The organism is Brevundimonas vitisensis (assembly GCF_016656965.1).
Classification (GTDB): domain Bacteria; phylum Pseudomonadota; class Alphaproteobacteria; order Caulobacterales; family Caulobacteraceae; genus Brevundimonas; species Brevundimonas vitisensis.
The window spans coordinates 1,218,032-1,235,619 of sequence record NZ_CP067977.1; the positions used below are offsets into that span (position 1 = coordinate 1,218,032).

The 17,588-nt window shown below is 68.5% G+C and carries 20 protein-coding genes; all 20 read right to left on the minus strand.

Translation table 11 applies throughout. The features are described from left to right. Window positions 1–9 precede the first annotated feature (9 nt). The 20 genes from JIP62_RS06070 to JIP62_RS06165 all read right to left on the minus strand — a co-directional run bounded on the left by JIP62_RS06070 (window position 10) and on the right by JIP62_RS06165 (window position 17,553). Window positions 10–330, minus strand: a complete 321-nt coding sequence (locus JIP62_RS06070) for an Mpo1-like protein (RefSeq protein ID WP_201104002.1) — start codon at window positions 328–330, stop codon at window positions 10–12. Window positions 331–406: 76 nt separating this feature from the next. Next, window positions 407–2,341, minus strand: a complete 1,935-nt coding sequence (gene ftsH / locus JIP62_RS06075) for an ATP-dependent zinc metalloprotease FtsH (protein ID WP_201104003.1) — start codon at window positions 2,339–2,341, stop codon at window positions 407–409. A 27-nt stretch (window positions 2,342–2,368) separates the two neighbouring features. Next, window positions 2,369–3,685, minus strand: a complete 1,317-nt coding sequence (gene tilS / locus JIP62_RS06080; RefSeq protein WP_230974884.1) for a tRNA lysidine(34) synthetase TilS — start codon at window positions 3,683–3,685, stop codon at window positions 2,369–2,371. Beyond that, on the minus strand, window positions 3,673–4,527 hold the full coding sequence (locus JIP62_RS06085) for a tol-pal system YbgF family protein (RefSeq protein ID WP_201104004.1): 855 nt from the start codon (window positions 4,525–4,527) through the stop codon (window positions 3,673–3,675). The genes tilS and JIP62_RS06085 overlap by 13 nt, the downstream gene beginning before the upstream one ends. A gap of 40 nt (window positions 4,528–4,567) precedes the next feature. Further along, window positions 4,568–5,698 carry a DUF3667 domain-containing protein gene (locus tag JIP62_RS06090; RefSeq protein ID WP_201104005.1) on the minus strand — a complete coding sequence of 377 codons (1,131 nt, stop codon included), beginning with the start codon at window positions 5,696–5,698 and terminating at the stop codon, window positions 4,568–4,570. 43 nt (window positions 5,699–5,741) lie between these two features. Beyond that, window positions 5,742–6,197: a tol-pal system-associated acyl-CoA thioesterase gene (ybgC, locus tag JIP62_RS06095; protein WP_407932730.1), complete on the minus strand. Its 456-nt coding sequence runs from the start codon at window positions 6,195–6,197 to the stop codon at window positions 5,742–5,744. After that, window positions 6,194–6,571 (minus strand): hypothetical protein, encoded by a 378-nt coding sequence (locus tag JIP62_RS06100; RefSeq protein WP_201104006.1) that lies wholly within the window; start codon window positions 6,569–6,571, stop codon window positions 6,194–6,196. Before JIP62_RS06100 ends, ybgC begins: the two co-directional genes overlap by 4 nt. A 65-nt stretch (window positions 6,572–6,636) precedes the next feature. Further along, a complete protein-coding gene (gene ruvB / locus JIP62_RS06105; protein ID WP_201104007.1) occupies window positions 6,637–7,671 on the minus strand; it encodes a Holliday junction branch migration DNA helicase RuvB in 1,035 nt (344 codons plus the stop codon). Window positions 7,672–7,786: 115 nt separating this feature from the next. Continuing rightward, entirely contained in the window at window positions 7,787–8,404 is a 618-nt protein-coding gene (gene ruvA / locus JIP62_RS06110) for a Holliday junction branch migration protein RuvA (RefSeq protein WP_201104008.1), read from the minus strand. After that, window positions 8,401–8,922, minus strand: coding sequence for a crossover junction endodeoxyribonuclease RuvC (ruvC, locus tag JIP62_RS06115; protein ID WP_201104009.1), 522 nt, complete (start codon window positions 8,920–8,922; stop codon window positions 8,401–8,403). Before ruvC ends, ruvA begins: the two co-directional genes overlap by 4 nt. Before the next feature lie 108 nt (window positions 8,923–9,030). Then, window positions 9,031–9,249, minus strand: a complete 219-nt coding sequence (locus JIP62_RS06120; protein ID WP_201104010.1) for a hypothetical protein — start codon at window positions 9,247–9,249, stop codon at window positions 9,031–9,033. Next, window positions 9,246–10,079, minus strand: a complete 834-nt coding sequence (locus JIP62_RS06125; protein ID WP_201104011.1) for a DNA adenine methylase — start codon at window positions 10,077–10,079, stop codon at window positions 9,246–9,248. Before JIP62_RS06125 ends, JIP62_RS06120 begins: the two co-directional genes overlap by 4 nt. 280 nt (window positions 10,080–10,359) lie before the next feature. Continuing rightward, a complete protein-coding gene (locus tag JIP62_RS06130) occupies window positions 10,360–11,007 on the minus strand; it encodes a hypothetical protein (protein ID WP_201104012.1) in 648 nt (215 codons plus the stop codon). Window positions 11,008–11,009: 2 nt separating this feature from the next. Continuing rightward, window positions 11,010–11,600 (minus strand): YmfQ family protein, encoded by a 591-nt coding sequence (locus JIP62_RS06135; protein ID WP_201104013.1) that lies wholly within the window; start codon window positions 11,598–11,600, stop codon window positions 11,010–11,012. A 4-nt stretch (window positions 11,601–11,604) separates the two neighbouring features. Further along, window positions 11,605–12,657, minus strand: a complete 1,053-nt coding sequence (locus tag JIP62_RS06140) for a baseplate J/gp47 family protein (RefSeq protein ID WP_201104014.1) — start codon at window positions 12,655–12,657, stop codon at window positions 11,605–11,607. After that, window positions 12,657–13,106: a phage GP46 family protein gene (locus tag JIP62_RS06145; protein WP_201104015.1), complete on the minus strand. Its 450-nt coding sequence runs from the start codon at window positions 13,104–13,106 to the stop codon at window positions 12,657–12,659. Before JIP62_RS06145 ends, JIP62_RS06140 begins: the two co-directional genes overlap by 1 nt. Next, the gene (locus tag JIP62_RS06150; protein ID WP_201104016.1) at window positions 13,103–13,648 is read right to left on the minus strand and encodes a phage baseplate assembly protein; all 546 of its coding nucleotides are present in this window, start codon (window positions 13,646–13,648) and stop codon (window positions 13,103–13,105) included. The genes JIP62_RS06145 and JIP62_RS06150 overlap by 4 nt, the downstream gene beginning before the upstream one ends. After that, window positions 13,645–14,697 (minus strand): phage baseplate assembly protein, encoded by a 1,053-nt coding sequence (locus tag JIP62_RS06155; RefSeq protein WP_201104017.1) that lies wholly within the window; start codon window positions 14,695–14,697, stop codon window positions 13,645–13,647. Before JIP62_RS06155 ends, JIP62_RS06150 begins: the two co-directional genes overlap by 4 nt. 10 nt (window positions 14,698–14,707) lie before the next feature. Next, window positions 14,708–15,934 (minus strand): DNA circularization protein, encoded by a 1,227-nt coding sequence (locus JIP62_RS06160; protein WP_201104018.1) that lies wholly within the window; start codon window positions 15,932–15,934, stop codon window positions 14,708–14,710. Beyond that, complete coding sequence (locus JIP62_RS06165) at window positions 15,934–17,553, minus strand: phage tail tape measure protein (protein ID WP_201104019.1); 1,620 nt, start codon at window positions 17,551–17,553, stop codon at window positions 15,934–15,936. The genes JIP62_RS06160 and JIP62_RS06165 overlap by 1 nt, the downstream gene beginning before the upstream one ends. Window positions 17,554–17,588: the final 35 nt, after the last annotated feature.

Genomic DNA, 17,588 nt, shown 5'->3' on the forward strand with positions numbered 1-17,588 from the left:
GCCCTGCGGTCAGAACTTACGACGGCCCGCCAGGGTCTCGTAGAACAGGCGGAAGTCGCCCATCAGGCTCCACAGCGGGTATTTGAACGTCGCGGGGCGGTTCTTCTCGAACGCGAAATGCCCGACCCAGGCAAAGCCGTAGCCGATCAGCGGCATGGCCAGGAACCACCACGGATTCAGCGTCGCCACACCGACCACAAAGGCGACGATCACCAACCCGGTCCCCACGACATGAATCCGCCGGCACGTCCGGTTGGAGTGCTCATGGATGTAATAGGGATAGAAGGCCTGGAACGAGGTGAAGCGTTCGGTCGGGGCGGCGTCGATCATGGGCCGCAGACTGAACCCGGAACACGGCGTTTGGCAAGGTCCGCATCCCTCCCCCTGAGGGGAGGGACTTGGTCGATCAGTGAACGGTCGGAACGCTGGTCACCGGCTCGGGCACCGGGGTCACCGGGACCGAGACGGACGGTCCGGCGTTGGGGAAGTTGTTCTCGTCGCGGTTCGGCGCGAGCCCCTTCTCCAGCAGGTCCTTGATCTCCTGGCCGGACAGGGTCTCGAACTCCAGCAGGGCCTGGGCCAGCTTCTCCAGATCGTCGGCCTTGTCGGTCAGGATCTGGCGCGCCTCGTCCCAGCCGGAGGTGACCAGCTTCTTGACCTCGGCATCGATGATCCGGGCGGTCTCTTCCGAGACATTCTGGCTGCGCGCGACCGAATGGCCCAGGAAGACCTCCTGTTCGTTCTCGCCATAGGCCACCGTGCCCAGCACGTCGGAGAAGCCCCATTGCGTCACCATCCGGCGGGCCAGCTTGGTCGCCTGCTGGATGTCGGACGAGGCCCCGGAGGTGATGTTCTCCTTGCCGAAGATCAGCTCTTCGGCCACGCGCCCGCCAGCCATGATGGCGATCCGGTCGACCATCTGCTGATACTTCATCGAATAGCGATCGCCCTCCGGCAACTGCATAACCATACCCAGGGCCTGGCCACGGGGAACGATGGTCGCCTTGTGCACCGGGTCGGCCATCTTGACGTTCATGGCGACGATGGCGTGGCCCCCTTCGTGATAGGCGGTCAGGCGCTTTTCTTCCTCGTTCATGGCCATGGAGCGGCGCTCGGCCCCCATCATGACCTTGTCCTTGGCGTCCTCGAAATCGCGATGGGTGACCATGCGGCGATCCTTGCGCGCGGCCATCAGGGCGGCTTCGTTGACCAGATTGGCCAGGTCGGCACCCGAGAAGCCGGGCGTGCCGCGCGCGATCGTCTTGGTGTTGACGTCGGCAGCCAGGGGCACGTCCTTCATGTGGACACGCAGGATGCGCTCGCGGCCCGAGACGTCCGGGTTCGGCACCACCACCTGACGGTCGAAGCGGCCCGGACGCAGCAAGGCGGGGTCCAGAACGTCGGGACGGTTGGTGGCCGCGATCAGGATGATGTTCTCCGACGCCTCGAAGCCGTCCATCTCGACCAGCAGCTGGTTCAGCGTCTGCTCGCGCTCGTCATTGCCGCCGCCCAGGCCTGCGCCACGGTGACGACCGACGGCGTCGATCTCGTCGATGAAGATGATGCAGGGGGCGTTCTTCTTGGCCTGTTCGAACATGTCGCGCACGCGGCTGGCACCGACGCCCACGAACATTTCGACAAAGTCCGAGCCCGAGATGGAGAAGAAGGGCACGCCCGCCTCGCCCGCGACGGCGCGGGCCAGCAGAGTCTTGCCGGTGCCGGGAGGGCCGACCAGCAGAGCGCCCTTCGGGATCTTGCCGCCCAGGCGCTGGAACTTGCCCGGGTCCTTCAGGAAGTCGACGACCTCCTGCAGTTCTTCCTTGGCCTCGTCCACGCCCGCGACGTCCTCGAACGTCTTGCGTCCCTTGTGTTCGGTCAGCAGCTTGGCCTTGGACTTGCCGAAGCCCATGGCCCCGCGGGCTCCACCCTGCATCTGGCGCATGACCAACATCCACAGACCGATGATCAGGATGAAAGGCAGCAAGGCGAACAGGACCGACATCCACCACGGCTGGCGCGACGACACGGTGTCCACCTCGGCACCCGAGGCGTCGATGCTCTGGATCAGGTCACCGTTGGGCAAGGGGGTGACGACCGTGAAACGGCTGTCGTCCTTCATGACGCCCGTCAGGGTTTCGCCCCGCACCTGGACCGACTTGATCTGAGCGGCTTCGACCGCATTCAGCAGTTGGGAATAGGAGATCGGCTCGGGGCGCCCGCCGGCGGTCCCGGCCTTGGCCCCGGCTGCGCCGGTCAGCCCCCCGCCCTGGCTCATGGCCCCATAGACAGCAAGTATGCCCAGGATGATCACACCCCAGATGGCGAAATTCCGCAGGTTCATTCGGTCCTCGGTCGTGGAACCGACGTCTCAGGCGACGTCGGTCATGAAGGCTTCACACGAAAATAGGGCGTTCGACGGCTTTGCGCCATGGACGGCGTGGCCGAGGTCGCGTTCGTGCGTCGTTTGGTCCAGTGCCAGCGCCAGTCTTCCTTCGACCAGCGATCGCACCCTGGCCTGTCGCTGTGCAAGAACCGGCGCAGTGTCGCCATCCCGGATCAGCACAGGCCAGGCCGCGCGCGCGGCCGGGGGCAAGGGGGCCAACTCCGCCCTGTCGGCGGGCGACAGCTGCGCCATCCGTCCCACGGCGGGACCGACGCGCCAGCCTCGCTCGGCAGTTTCGATCTCGAACCGGCCGTCCCAGACGACGGCCTGACCCGGCCCCAGCGCCACAGGCGAGGTCGGCCGACGGCCGAATTCGCCCGGCTCCCTGGCCACGATCACTTTGTCGCCATCGGCCATGATCCGCGCCCCGCACAGGGTGGCCGTGAAGATGTGGCCGGCCCTCAGCCGATCGGTCACCGACTGCAGGCGGTCGCTTCGCGGCAGCCTGTCACCGCCGCCAGCGCAGACCAGTGCCGCCGAAACGACACGGCCCGGGGCGTTGCGGGCGACTTGGACAACGCCATGCGCCGACGACCAGTCCTGACAGGGGCCGAGGCCCCGCGCCGCTCCGATCACCTGGGAACCGCCGCTCGAAAGGCGGCCCAACGCCAGACGTGCCCGCGACCGCGCGAACCGCAGATCCGCATTGGCGGGGTCCTCGATCCAATCCAATCCTCGGGCGGTCAGCAGCGCGCGCAGCTCGGCGCGAGCCACATCGAGCAGAGGACGAAACAGCATCAGCCCCCGTCCCTCGGGCCAGGCCGGTGACGGCGACCACTCGGAAAGGCGGCCGAGGGTCGATCCGTTCTGCCGCATCCACTGGCTTTCCCGCACGTCGTCGGCGGTGTGCGCAAAAAGGACCACATCGGCCCCGGCCATGCGTGCCGCCTCGGCGATCAGGGCGTGCCGCGCCGCACGCGCGGCGGCGGGCAGACCGGAAACAGGCTTCACCCCGTTCCAGGACAGGCCCTGCCATGCCGCGCCGGACCGGCGTGCGGCCCGTCCGGCCAGCTCGGTCCAGTTCGCGCTGTCGGCTGTCAGTCCATGATCAACGGTGAGCGCCAGCAGGCGGCGCCCCCGCGAGCGGGCCCAGTCGGCAGCCAGAGCCAGCAGGGCCATCGAGTCCCCGCCGCCTGAAAGGGCCAGGGCGACAGGAGAGTCGATATGGGCGCAAAGCCGGGCATCCAGGCGCGCGAAGAGCCGTTCGGTCAGATCAGGCGCGAGGGCCGTCAGCGACGGCACCCGAGCCGGGTCTTGATCTCCGTCACGCGGGTCTTCAGGGCCGGCGAGGCCGAGGCGGCATAGCGGGCGTCGAACTCATACAAGGCCCGGCAGGCGTCGTCCCCCTTGGCGTCCGCCGCCAGGGCATTGGCCAGCTTGACCGTCGCCTCACCGGCCCAGGGGGTCGTGGGCCAGCCGCGCAGGGCCGCCGCATAGGCCGAAATGGCCGACGCGGTGTCTTCGCGGTCGAAGAAGATGTCACCCAGACGATAGTTGGCCACGCGCGCCTCCGCCGCATCCGGCCAGGTCACGATGACCGTTTCCAGGGCGCGCTCGCCCCGCGCCGGGTCGCTGGACAGCATCCGCTGCGCCGCTGCCAGGTCGCCTGCGGCCGAACCGGTCGGAGAGTTGGCCACGATCGGCCCGGTCATCTCGGCCGCTTCCTTCGCTGCGGTTTCCAGCTCTTCGACGCGGCTTTCCGCATCGGTCAGCCGGTTGCGCAGGGCGGCGTTGTCGCGCTGGCTCTCATCCAGCTGAAAGCCCACCCGCTCCAGGTCGCCATTGACCCGGCGCAGGGTCGCCTCGACATCGCTCAGGCGCCGATCCATCGACGCCACCCGGCCTTGCAGGGCGACGAACTCCGGATCGGGCTGGGTCAGGCTGACGACCTGTTCGCCATTCAGCCGCGCGATGCGGCTTTCCAGACGGCGCACACTGTCGGTGAGGCGATTCAGGGCGCGCGTGTCCCAGACGATCGCCTCTTGCGGCACGGTCTGGGCCACGACCGTTCCACCGACCAGGGTCAGGCCGATGGCGACAACGGCAGCGGAGCGGGTGCGGAGAAAGGAGGGCAGCTTCATCATGGCGTCTGTCGTTCCACCGATTTGCGGCCTCTGCAAGGCATCAGGCGCCAAGTCCCAGCAGGATCACCGCAACGATGAACAGGGTGATGGCGAACAGGCTGAAGAACAGCAGCAAAAGCGTCCGCCACAGGGCCGAAAAGATCGACAACCCATAGGTGCCCTTCAGCTGGGCAAACATGTGCACCGGCGGGCTCAGCATCATCAGGATGGATATCAGGCCAAGCGGTGCCGCGATCCAGCCCGGCGCGCTGCCGGCCAGCCCGCCCACGAAGGCCAGCCCCATGGCCAGGATGGCCATGAAGGTCAGGGAATACAGAACGAAGACCCCGTGGTCGTACCAGGTGAAGCCCTGCTTCCAGGCAAACATCAGCCAGACGAAGGGGATCGACAGCGGCACCAGAAGAAAGGCGAACTTATAGAGGGTCTGCTGCACCTTGTAGAACGCAAAGTCCGGGTTCGACAGCTTGTGCAGGATCTTCTCCTGAAACTTCTTGTCGCCGATCCCGATGTTCACATTGCCGTCCTTGACGGCGTCGGCGACGCCAGCCTGCCAGCTGCCGGGCTGCAGGCCGTCCGGGCGAGGGCCGGCGGTGCGGGCCTGCTCCAGCGACCGAACCTGATCCTCCAGCTCTGTCAGCAGGGTTTCCAGGCCCGTCACCACCGCCGCGGCTCCCGGCTCCCCGGCCTGGAGCCTGGCGCGGGCCTCGGCCAGATCCGCGCGCGTTTCCACGACATTCTCGCGCGCATCCGCCGTGCGGTCTTCAAGCGTCGCGATCCGAACCGGACCTTCCGAGCCTCCGCCGAAGCTCAGCAGGAAGAACATCAGAAAGACGGTGAACAGGAACAGCGCCAGGGGCGAGACGTATCGGGTCCGCTTGCCGGCGATCCACTCGCGCGTCAGTCGGCCGGGATTGAGCAGAAGCAGCGGCAGGGTGCGCCAGATCCGGGCGTCGAAATGCATGACGCCGTGCAGCACCTCTTCCACCAGATGCAGCAGCGAGCGATGGACATGGGTCGGCTGACCGCAGTTGGCGCAGAACTTCCCGCTGACCGGCTCGCCGCAATCGGTGCACTGTCCGTGGGCGTCGCCGGCATGGCCAACCGGCCGCTCGATCGCCCCGGCCAGCAGACCGCCCGTGGCCGCTCCGCCCGCTGCCTCGATATCCATCATGATCCCCCAACCCGACGCTCAGATTGTGCCGGTCGGGGCAGGGTCAGGCAAGCGGCTCCAACCAAGGTCGAACGGCTTCAACCAGGGCCGGGGTCGGGCGACGGGGGCGTCCGTCCATGTGGATGCAGACCACCTCCACCTGCGCCCGGCACAGCACGTCCTCGCCCCGCATCACGGCCTGGGAGATCAGCAGCCGTGGCCCCTTCACGCTGTCATAGGAGGTCCGCACCGTCAGGGCATCGTCGATCCGCGCGGGCTTCAGGAAGCTGAGGTTCAGCTGCGACACCACGAAGGCCATCGGCCGTTCGCCGTCCAGCAGCTCGGCATGGCCGATGCCCATCGATCGCAGACAGTCGGACCGCCCCCGCTCGAAATAGCGGACATAGTTGGCGTGATAGACCAGGCCGGTGAAGTCGGTGTCTTCGTAATAGACCCGCACCGGCAGGACATGGACCCGGCCGTCGAACCGACCGGCGGTGGGGCTGTCGGACAGGCTCATTGCGGCGCTCCGGCGGTGGGCGGTTCCGGAAATCCGGGACAGTCGGCCGTCATCATGGCGCGAAACTCGGTGTTGAGCGGGTCTTCGCTCAGCAGAATGCGGTGGGGTCGAGACACAAAGGCGACGGGGGGCTGGCCCGATCCCGACGCCACATAGCCGCAGACGACCGGGCCCCTGCCCTGCTCTATCAACCGCACCTCTGCGTCCGGACCTAACCGCGCCACGGCCTGGCGCAGCACCCGCTCCGGCGCGGTCTCCTCGCTCCAGATCGGCCGCAAGCCCTGACTGGACGCCCAGACCGCCACAGCCCCCAGGACGACGACCGCCAGGCCCAAGCCGGCGATCAGTCGATTTGTCGAAATGCCGCGCGCCATCGGCAGAACATGCCGCTCTTTGCCCGCGCGGTGAAGAGGCAGGTCGAGGGCGATGCCGCCATCCCTTATTCGAACAGGCCCGCCTGCCCGGCTGTGCTCGGCTTCGGCGGTTCGGCCAGGCCCAGGTGCGCATAGGCGCGGGCACAGGCCATGCGGCCGCGCGGCGTCCGCTGGATGAAGCCCTGCTGCAGCAGATAGGGTTCGATCACGTCCTCGACCGCGTCGCGCGCCTCGGCGATGGCGGCGGCCAGGGTGTCCATGCCGACCGGCCCCCCGCCATAGTTCTCGATCAGGGCCTTCAGGAAGCGGCGGTCGTTGGCGTCCAGCCCGGCCTCGTCGATCTCCAGACGGCTCAGCGCCCGGGCCGCGACGATCCGGTCGATGACGCCCGCCCCTTCCGCCTGGGCAAAGTCGCGCACCCGCCGCAACAGCCGCCCGGCCACGCGCGGCGTGCCCCGCGACCGGCTGGCGATCTCGCGCGCGCCCTCGTCATTGATCGGTGCACCCAGCTTGCGCGCCGCCCCGGTGATGACCCGCACCAGTTCGTCGGGCGTATAGAACTCCAGCCTCAGCGGAATGCCGAACCGGTCCCGCAGCGGCGTGGCCAAGAGCCCCGCCCGCGTCGTCGCACCCACCAGAGTGAACGGGGCCAGATCGATCCGCACCGACCGCGCCGACGGTCCCTCGCCGATGATCAGGTCCAGCACATGGTCCTCCATGGCGGGATACAGGATCTCCTCCACCGTCGGGGCCAGGCGGTGGATCTCGTCGATGAACAGGACGTCGCGCGGTTCCAGATTGGTCAGGATCGCTGCCAGATCGCCGGCTTTGGCCAGGATCGGGCCGCTGGTCGCGCGGAACCCCACGCCCAGTTCCCGCGCCACGATCTGCGCCAGGGTCGTCTTGCCCAGGCCCGGCGGTCCGAACAGCAGCACATGGTCCAGCGATTCCCCGCGCGCCCGGGCCGCGTCGATGAAGACCTTCAGGTTGCCCTTGGCCGCCTCCTGTCCGACGAACTCAGACAAGGCCTCCGGCCGCAGCGCGCGGTCATACTGCTCGCCGGGGGCGGCATCGGGCGAGATGATGCGGTCGTCGGTCATGGCGTGTCGGTGGGGCGTGCGAGTGAGCAGGGGGTGAGCTGTGCTGCCAGGGCCGAAGCACCGTCGCGCTCACCCTTGCGCTCATTAGCACTGTTCACGCCGCGCCACGCCACCATCACCGCCCAAGCTCCTGCAACGCCGCGCGGATCACGGCCGACAGCTCTGCGGCATCGCCCAGGCGCAGCAGGGCCTGATCCACGGCCCGGCGCGCATTCACCTCCGCCACGCCCAGGCCCAGCAGGGCGGACACCGCCTCGCCGGTCACGCTGGGCACCGGTGGCGCGATCTCCGCATGGACGCCCGGTGCGCTCGGGGTGAAGGACAGATCGCCCAGGGGCTTGCCCTTCAGCTCGGTCACGATCCGCAGCGCCAGCTTGGGCCCCACCCCATTGGCCCGGCCGATGGCCGCCTTGTCCTCGCGCGCCACCGCTCCGGCCAGTTCGCCGGGCGGCAGCACGTCCAGCACCGACAAGGCCGCCTTGGGCCCCACCCCCTGGATGCCGGTCAGGGTGGTAAAGGCGCGGCGCTCATCGCGGCTCAGGAAGCCATACAGGCGCGGGCCATTCTCGGCCGACCAGCTGGACTCGATATGCAGCACGGCCTCGTCGCCCGGCGCGGGCAACCGCCCCAGGGTCCGTGCACCACAGGTCACGACATAGCCGACACCGCCGCAGTCGATCAGGCAGTGCGCCTCTTCGACCTCGGCCAGAACCCCACGCAACCGCCCGATCATGCAGCGCTCCGCGCCAGCAGTGCTCGCTTACGCAATTGGGCGTGGGTGATGGCCACGGCCAGGGCATCGGCAGCGTCGGCGGTCACGTCGCCCGCTGCCGGCAGCAGCCGCTTCACCATGAAGGCGATCTGGGTCTTGTCGGCGTGCCCCGCCCCCACCACCGCCTTCTTGATCAGGTTCGGCGAATACTCCGCGACCGACAGCCCCGCCCGCGCCGGGGCCAGCATCACCGCCGCCCGCGCATGGCCCAGCTTCAAGGTCGAGGACGGATTGACGTTCACGAAAACCTCCTCGATCGCGGCCTCGTCGCAGCCATGGGTCGCACAGACCTCGCCCACCTTGTCCAGCAGCCACAGCAACCGTTCACTGAGGGGCGCAGACTCCGGCGGCGTCACCACGCCATGTGCGACCCATCGCAGTCGCGCGCCTTCAGAGACCACCACGCCCCAGCCGGTGCGCCTCAGACCGGGGTCCAGACCCAGAATCCGCGTCTGGCCATGAATCGTTGCGTTCGTCATTCGTTCCAGCATGGACGAAAGACAGTTAGCGAACAATGACCGCGCCGGATTGAAGCGCGACAGAAGCGGCTGGAGTCTGGGACAAGAGGTTCTGGAGCACTGCACTCGCTAGAATGGGTCGTCACCCATGATGCTCAAAGCCCCTAGCGCTGATGCGAGGTCGTCGAAATCCTCCTTCACGTCCAGACGGTTTGATTCCTGGGCTGAGGTGCCGCCCTTCAACACGATCAGTGTCCCGACCCGGTTTGCACTCAGGCGCTCGATCGCCGTCACGTTCAGCACTGTTTTCGCCCCTGAGAGCAGGGTTAGTTTGAGGAAGTCGCTCATCGGGAATCGCCTTGGCTGCTGCAGGTCTTACTGGTGATGATCAGCTCGCGCGCCTCGGTGGGTGCGCCGCTGAGGCGATAGGTTACGCCGACGGGCTCGATATGGAAGGCTTGGCCGGCGAACAGCGCGCGGGTCTCCGGCCGATCGTTGATGGTCAGGATAAAGCGCCCCTGAACGGCCTCTAAGCGGTCCCTGAGAAGGGTGAAGTCGGCGCGGCCGAACAGATCCTTCCCATAGTCGGCCTCGTTCCCCCAGTAAGGCGGGTCCAGGAAAAACAGCGTCTCCGGCGAATCATAGCGCTCGATGAACCGGTCGAAGGGCAGCCGCTCGATGACGACGCCGTTCAGCCTTTCGTGCAGGTCCTCCAGCATCGGCTCCAGGGTCGAAAGATTGAACCGCGCTCGGTTCATGTCCATGCCGAAATGCCGGGTGCCCACGCGCCCACCAAAGGCCAGGCGCTGCAGATAGAGGAACCGCGCCGCCCTCTGAAGGTCGGTCAGGGTATCCGGATCGACCTTGCTGAGCCGGTCGAACTCGGCCCGCGTCGTGATCTGGAAACGCAGCACCTCCATGAACTGGGGATAGTGTTCCCGCAGGATGCGGAACAGATTGGCCACGTCGGCCGACCAGTCGTTGATCACCTCGAACTTGGGCTTGGTCCGCCGCCGAAGGAAGACGCCGCCCATGCCCACAAAGGCCTCGGCGTAGCGGCTGTGAGGCGTCGCCTCGATCATATCGACCAGCCGGGTCGACAGGTTGCGTTTGCCGCCCACATAGGGGGCGACGGTCTTGATTGGCCGCACGGGGGTGCGGTCAGTGGTGGACTCCATAGTCAAAGCAGCTTCCGATAGCCCCGCCGGTGCGCCCGGTGGGGGGAACTAAGGGTGTTCTAGGCACCCAAGGTGCAGGGTTCACGCCCTGCGGTGATGGGGTGGCCGCCCCGTCACCCCCCTCGATGCCGAGGAGTGGTCTCTTGGGATCGGGTTCAGCCCTGGGCGACCTGCAGTCCGAGCAATACCGCCAGGGCGATCGTCACGACGATCAGCAGGGCGGTCAGGACGGCTTCGGTGCGGTCGCGCATGGCTGAACCTTGATCCGATTCCTTGTGCGTCAGCGCCCCCGGATGACCAGGCGCGTGGCGAAATTCTTGGGCCGCGTTTCGTCGCCACCAGTGGCCGACGTTTCCCAAGGGGTAAGCGATTCCCCGAAGCCGGTATTGCCCGTGACCGGTCTCCCCTGGCCACCCTCGCTGTCCGACGGCGTTGGGCTGTTCATGTGGGTATGGCTCTCAAAGGACTGGCCTTGCAGGCTGCCTTCCACGCGCGGGCCATCCGGATCTACCGTGGCGTCGCTCGAAATCGATCGCGGGAACCGGCCTTCATAGTTGGGTGTCCGGAAATGTGCTGCCGTGCTGCCCGCAATCAGCCGCCCCTGCGCCGTGTAGAAGGCAACCAGACGCGGATAGTCGGCCCTGAGATATTCGGTGTTGATCTCGCAAAGGCTGGCGCTAGCCAGCGGCCCGTCCAGCATCAGAATGGCCCCGATCGGTTGAACCCGGTCGATCAGGACGCCGATCGCCGCAAGCAGCTGACCCGCCTCGCCCTTGTCCAGGCCGATACCCGCGCCCTCGATGACGGCGCACAGGTTCTCCTGGACGTCGTTGAGCCAGGCCGCCGGCACTCGGGTCGTAGGGCTCTGGATGGCGGGGTTGTCGTTGAAGCGGCCGTCGACGGCGTCGGGGGTGTCGATGCGATACATGGTCAGGCCTCGGGATAGCTGAAGACGACTTGGGTGTGGGCGGGCTTGGCGCGGCGGATCACGCATTCCAGGTCCAGGGCCCCGCCCTCGACCAGGCGGTCTCCGGCGGCCGAGACCCCAGCGCGAAAGACGGTGAAGTCCGTCTCGGTCAGGACATTCATCCGCCAGACGTAGCGCCATCGCCCGTCGCTGATATCCAGCCCGGGCGCGTAATCATCGACGTCCGGATCGAACTCGAAGATCTCGACCTCGACGCCCAGGTGCGCGGCCATGGCGATGTAAAAGGCCGGCGTCTGCCCGCCGAGGCTGGTCAGCTTCTGCAGCACAGCCGCCCGCCGCTCGCTGATCGTGCCGGTCACCGGCGTGCATCCGTCCGGCAGGCCCAGGACCCGTTCCCAGTCGCCCAGCAGCTCATAGGTCTGGGCCGGGTCCAGCTCGACCAGCAGCTGCTCGGCCCGGGCATCCAGCCGCGCGAACTCGACCGCCAGCGCCGCCAGGACGGCGGTCAGGACCGAATCCGGATCACGGGTCCAGACGGCACCACGCGGCAGCAGCTGCTGCAGCTGTTCGGTATAGGCCTGCGCCGTCCTCATCCGGTCAGCTCCAGGTGATGGTGCCCAGCACGGCCAGCTCGCCGGCGGCATGGGTCACATTGGCGGTGGGGCTGGTGACGACGTTGTCCGATTCCCCGGCCGCGATCGAAACCGCTTCCCGGATCCGGCTGATCAAGATGGTGCCGGCCGGTTCCGCGTCGCGGGCCAGCAGGTCCCGCAGCTCGGCCTCGACGGCCAGGCGACCCTCGGGCGTGTCGGGGGTCAGGTCGATGGTCAGGTCCAGCGGCACCGGATCGGGGGCGAACACCTCGACCTCGGCCGTCACGGGCCGCCGATCGGCGATCCAGGCGGCCACGTCAGCCACGTCGCCGACCTCGGGGATCAGATCCTCGCGGCCATCCATGACGAAGGTCACCCCGACCGTCCCCAGCCCGTTCATCAGCGGATAGACCCAGGCCCGCGTCACCCCGGGCACTTCCCTGGCCCAGCGCACATAGTCGGCGGCATTGCCGCCATGCGGCGGTTGGCGCAGGCGGTCCAGCAGCCGCCCACGCACGGCCTCCGGGCTCTCCGCATCGACCCCGCCCGTCAGCCCGGCCGCCGCCACGAAGGCGGCGGCCGAGACCCCGGCGACGGGCGATGCGAAGGTCAGGGCGACCCCGGCGATGGCCAATCCGCCGGCACCCGCCACCACGGCTTCGACCGGAACCTGGGCGACGCCATCGGCGATCACCGCCCCGGCCGTCGTCACATATTCAGTCCCGTCCAGCCGTTGCAGCACGGCCCCGGCATCGACCTCGGATCCATTGCTGCCGGTGAGGTTCACCAGCCCCGCCGCCGGTTCCGCGACCTTGATCTCGACGCCGAACGTCGCGGCCCATCGCAGCAGCACCTCGCCCGTTGCCGTGTCCGGCAGGCCCTGCAGGGCGTTGTCGGCCAGGAAGCCGTACAGGCCGTGGACGGCCCCGGCATGAACCCGGCCCAGCACGCCCAGGACGCTGCGGCGCTGGCGGCTATCGGCCTTGGGCAGCCGAGCATCGAAATCGGCATCGGCGCGGGTGGCCAGCTCGGTCAGGGAGGGCCGTTCGAAAGGCATCAGGTCGCGCTCCAGGCGGTATCGAATCGGGATTGGCTGCCGTCCGGCCGGGTGATGACCACGCCGATCGCCAGCGTCTGGCCCTGGGCATCGACCTCGACCGTGACCGTGACCGTCCGGGCCACGCCGTCCTCGATCATCCAGGCCAAGGCTTCGTCGCAATAGTCGCGGGCCTGGCTCAGAACGCTGTCCAGCCGCTTGGAGCGTTCCAGCAGCCACAGCCGGGAGCCGATCCGGTCATTGGCCACCGGCGCGGCAACATCGCCCCACCAGCCGCGCCGATCGCCGTCCTGGTCCGGCAGGACGTCGTCCGCCCTCGCCCTGCGATCGGTGAACAGGGACACCATGACCGCCGTGCGCAGCCCTTCGTCCGTGACCAGGGCCCCGGCCTCGATGCCCAGGTCGGCCGTGCCCAGCACGGCATCCCAGATCAGCGCCAGATCGGTCATTGGGCCTTCACCTTCGCCGAGGTGGCGACCACCTTGCCCGCCACAACGGCGTCGTCGTGCCGGGCAATGGCCTTGGTGCCGCCCTCGCCGCCCAGCAGGACCTCGTCGGCGGCCAGCACGATTTTGGGCGAGGCAAGGGTCATCTCGGTCGTAGCCGACAGGCCGATCTCCGGAGCCTCGATCTCGACTCGGATGGGCGACGCGACCCGGATGCCATCGCGGGTCAGGTGAACCACCTGGCCCAGGTCGTCATGCAGCGCCACCTCGCCTTCGATCAGGGCGATACGCACCCGGCGATCCCCCAGGCCGACGACCACGCCCTGGCCCCGGCTGCCGGCAACGGCGATCAATATGCCTTCGGCCCCCGGTGCCGGTCGGCTGGACAGGCCATAGTCCTGAACCCGCTCGACGCGGTCCAGAACCTCGCCGTCCAGGACCTCGCCCTGAAGGCGCTGGACCGGCCCGCTGTCGTCGACCAGGGTCAGCAGGAAACGCCCCACCGACCGGGCGAACCGCGCACGCAGGGTCGCCATGCCCTTCATGGACGTGCCGGCGGCGCTGCGGCCGTCCGTCTCCCGCCCGGGGCCTCCACGGGCTTTAGGCTGTAGGCTTCCTTGCGGACCAGCATCAGCTCGGTCCGCGACCCTTCCCTGGCGCTGCGGCGGAACCGGACCCCGGCGATCAGCAGCTCGGCCTCTATGCCTACGGCCGGGGCCTTGACCGGCACGATCAGATTAGGCCGGAACAGGGCCTGGTCCGGCGCGCGCCATCCACTGGCGGTGACCGTGACCGTCTGGGCCTTGGCCGCCCGCACGCTGGCCTCCCAACGGGCCGAGGCGTTCAGGGTGGCCGTGGTGGCCTCCTCGTCGGCAACGATGACCAGCGGACGGTGCCGCTTGACGCCGGCATCGGTCGCCTCGGCCGAGGGGCGGGCCGCCCGCGAACCGGCGCTCTCGTCGGAGGCATCGTGACCCCGCATGACGATCCGGCTGAACCGGTCGACCATGTCGTTGTCGAACACCACCTCCTCGATGTTGACGCCTTCCTCCAGGCTCCAGCCCGCCGCCTGTTCGCTGGGCCGGGTCAGGACCAGCTCGCCCGCCGCATCCGTGGTGCACAACAGGCCGCGCAGCACCGTCATGCGCTCGATCGCGGCCAGGACCGTCTCGCCGGGCTCCAGGGCGAACCTCGCAAAGGGCGGCCCGCCGTCCCCTTCCAGCCGCACGGTGATGCCGAACGGCGCGGTCAGGTCGGTCGCGATCTGCAGGACCGTCCGGTTGATCCAGGATCCCGGACGATGTTCGGCCGAGCAGTCGACCAGGTCACAGGTGCGGTCCCGGCCGGCCACGCGCAGAGGGTGCTGTTCGGGGGACAACTGATACCGCGCCCGATCGACCCAGCCGGTGATCAGGGTCTCGCCATCGACCTGCACTTGGGCGGCATCCCCCGCCTCGATCCGCCACTTCTCCGGCTGACCCGGCCACCGCTCGGTCAGGCCCAGATCGAAGCCGCCGCACAGGGCGTCCAGGCGGCGCTCGATGGCCACGTCGGTCCAGCCGTCGAACCGGCGGCCCGCTATGTTCAGTATCACCTGGGGGGACTCAGGCACCGGTCGATCCCCTGCCGTCCGAAGCCAGCGCCTGCAGCACGGTCCCGGCCGCCAGGAAGCCCGGATGGGCTATGCCGTTGCGGACGGCCAGCTCCTCGGCCCGGTCGGCATCGCCATACAGCTGGTGGGCGATGACCAGGAGGGGCCGGTCCGTCGTCACAGGCCAGGCGATCAGCCGGGCCAGGTTGCCGCCCCTGGCCGCGACGTCGCGCACCATGGCCCGGCGCAGATCTTCCAGCGCGGCAAACGCCGCATCGTCGCCGGCGTCGGCCGCATCGATGGCGATGGCGTCGATGGCATCGGACAGCCGGTCACGGGCGTTTGAGGCCTCGTCATAGGCGGTGAAGGCGATTTCGGTCACGGCCCGGACGGCCTCGGCCGCCGCCGCCTGCCGGACGAACCGGACCAGATGGCCATCGTTGCGCGCCTGCCGCCGGCGGGCAGGCGTCAGCCCGGCCACGACGACGGCGGTCTCGGCAAACTGCATCAGGGGCGACAGAGCCACCAAGGCATCGCGGGGCGTCTGGGCCAGGCGAGCCGCCTCCCGGACCAGACCCAGCATCTCGGCCGCCAGATCGCCCGGCGACCGGGCCAGGGCCAGGGCCGTCGTCCGCAACCGCTGGGCCCTGCGCAGGAAGGCCCCGGCCTCGGCCGTCGCCCGGCGGACGGGCGCGGTCAGGGCGTCCAGGGCATCGGCGGCCTGGCTGACACGGGCCACGGCGGCATCCACCACGAATCCGGGCTGGCCCGTGACATCGAAACCGGTGGCCAGGGTGCGGGCGGCCTCGTCACCGGCCTGGGTCGCGGCGTCGCGCGCCAGGGTGGCGGTGTCGTCGCCGGCATCGGGCGCAACGTTCTCGCCCGCCTCGACGAAATCCAGCCGGAAGGAAGCCTCGCCGCCGCGCCGGATGGTCTCGCGCAGCGACGAGGTCGTGCAGCTGACGGTCACCGACCCCAGCCAGGGGTGGACCAGGGTCGCCGGGCCCTCGGTCTCCAGCGCTGCGATCAGCTGCGCGCGGGCCAGGTCGTAGTCGGGCCCCAGCAGATAGGCATCCAGCGAATAGCGACGCCCCGCCCGGCCCAGGTCCTCGACCCAGGGCGTGGCCCTCAGCGCATACTCGTGCACATCGACCCGCCGACCGAAGTCGTGGTCGTGGCTGTCGACCAGAAAGGCCACGCCCCGGAAACTGGCCTCGCGCAGGCGGTCGCGCCAGCCCATCAGCCGCCACCGCGCATTTGAACGCCGCCCATCGAGGCGACGCCGAAGTCCAGGTCCGCCGATCGCGCGGAGACCTGCGGTGGGCGACCGTCCTGATAGACCCGGACATCGATGGCCCCGGTGACCCGGCTCGCGCCGCCGCGCGAGGCACCGCCAACAGCCGGAGCTGGGCCACGCGGTCGGGCGGGGCTGTCATCACCGGGCGCGGCGGGACCGCCGCCGGCCACATTGGCGACCGTCCGAATGACAAAGGCGGCTCCCCGCAGCACCTGTCTGAACCAGGGCGGCAGGATGTTCCAAACCATCTCGACGCCAGCGGCGAAGGCGCGGCTGATCCCGTCCCATATTCCGGTGAAGAAGCCGACGATCGGCACCCAGTGGCGGATGATCAGGGAGACAGGGTCGAGGGTGGGCAGCAGCTTCGCCAGGAAGGCCACGCCCGACGAGAAGGCGGAGGAGAGGTCGTCCCACAGTCCGGTGAAGAAGGCGGCGATCGGCTTCCAGTTGCGGAAGACGGCAAAGGCGGCCATGGCCAGGACTGCGATCAGGGCGATCACCAAGCCGACCGGATTGGCCAGCATCGCGCCGTTCAGAGCCCAGACCGCCGACACCGCCGACCAAATGGCGATGGCCACCCGGGTGATCATGATGATTGCCATCAGGTCCAGCAGGCCGTTGAAGCCGCCGAGCGCATCGACCACAGGCCCTACAGCGGCCGCGATGTCACCCAGGAATTTGGCGAAGTCGCCGATGCCCTTGATCACCTCGGGCAGGACGGCCGAGATCTGCGCGAAAATCTCCTGCGTCCGCCGCAGGATCTCCGGCTTGTTGGCCCTGATCATCTGCGTCAGCATTTCGACCAGGCCGGTCAGCTCGGGCAGCAGCCCAGCGGCAATACCGTTGCTGAGGCCGAAGACGCTTTGGTTCAGCGTATTCAGGGCGTCGTTGAACGTATCGGCATTTTCGGCAGCCGACTGGCTCATGACGATGCCGAGCTGGTCGGCCTCGTCGGCCCACTTCTTCAGGCCGGCCGCGCCCTCGTTCAGCATCGGAATCATGGCCAGACCGGACCGACCAAACAGGGCGACGGCGACCTGGCTCTTGCGGGCACCGTCGGGCATTTTCTGGAAGGCGTCGGCGATCTCGGGCAGCAAGGCATCCAGAGGGCGCAGACGCCCCTCCGCGTCCTTGAACGACACCCCCAGCAGGTCGAAGGCCTGGGCGTCCTGCTTGGCGCCATCGGCCGCTGCCGACGACGACAGGTTCAGGAATTTCAGGGCGTCTTCCAGAGCGGCTGCGTCAACGCCCCCCTGTTTGGCCGCATGGCCCAGACGCTGGAAACTGGGCACGGAAATCCCGAGCTTCTGGGATGTCTCCAGCGCGGCGTCGCCGACGTTGGCAAAGCGCCGCACCGACTGAAAGAGCGCAAGGCCAATCGCGGACACAGCGGCCGCCCCCACCAGGGCAATGGAGCGCAGGTCGCGCAACAGGTCGCCGGCTGCCATCTGGGCCGACTTGAAAGGGCGCTGCAGGCCGCTCACCAGCTGACCGACCCGGCGGACGGGAGCCGTCGCCTGGTCGATCAGCTTGATGACGAGATTAAGGTTCAGATTGGCCATGGATCCGGACCGCCTCGGCCTGCCAGAATCGCAGC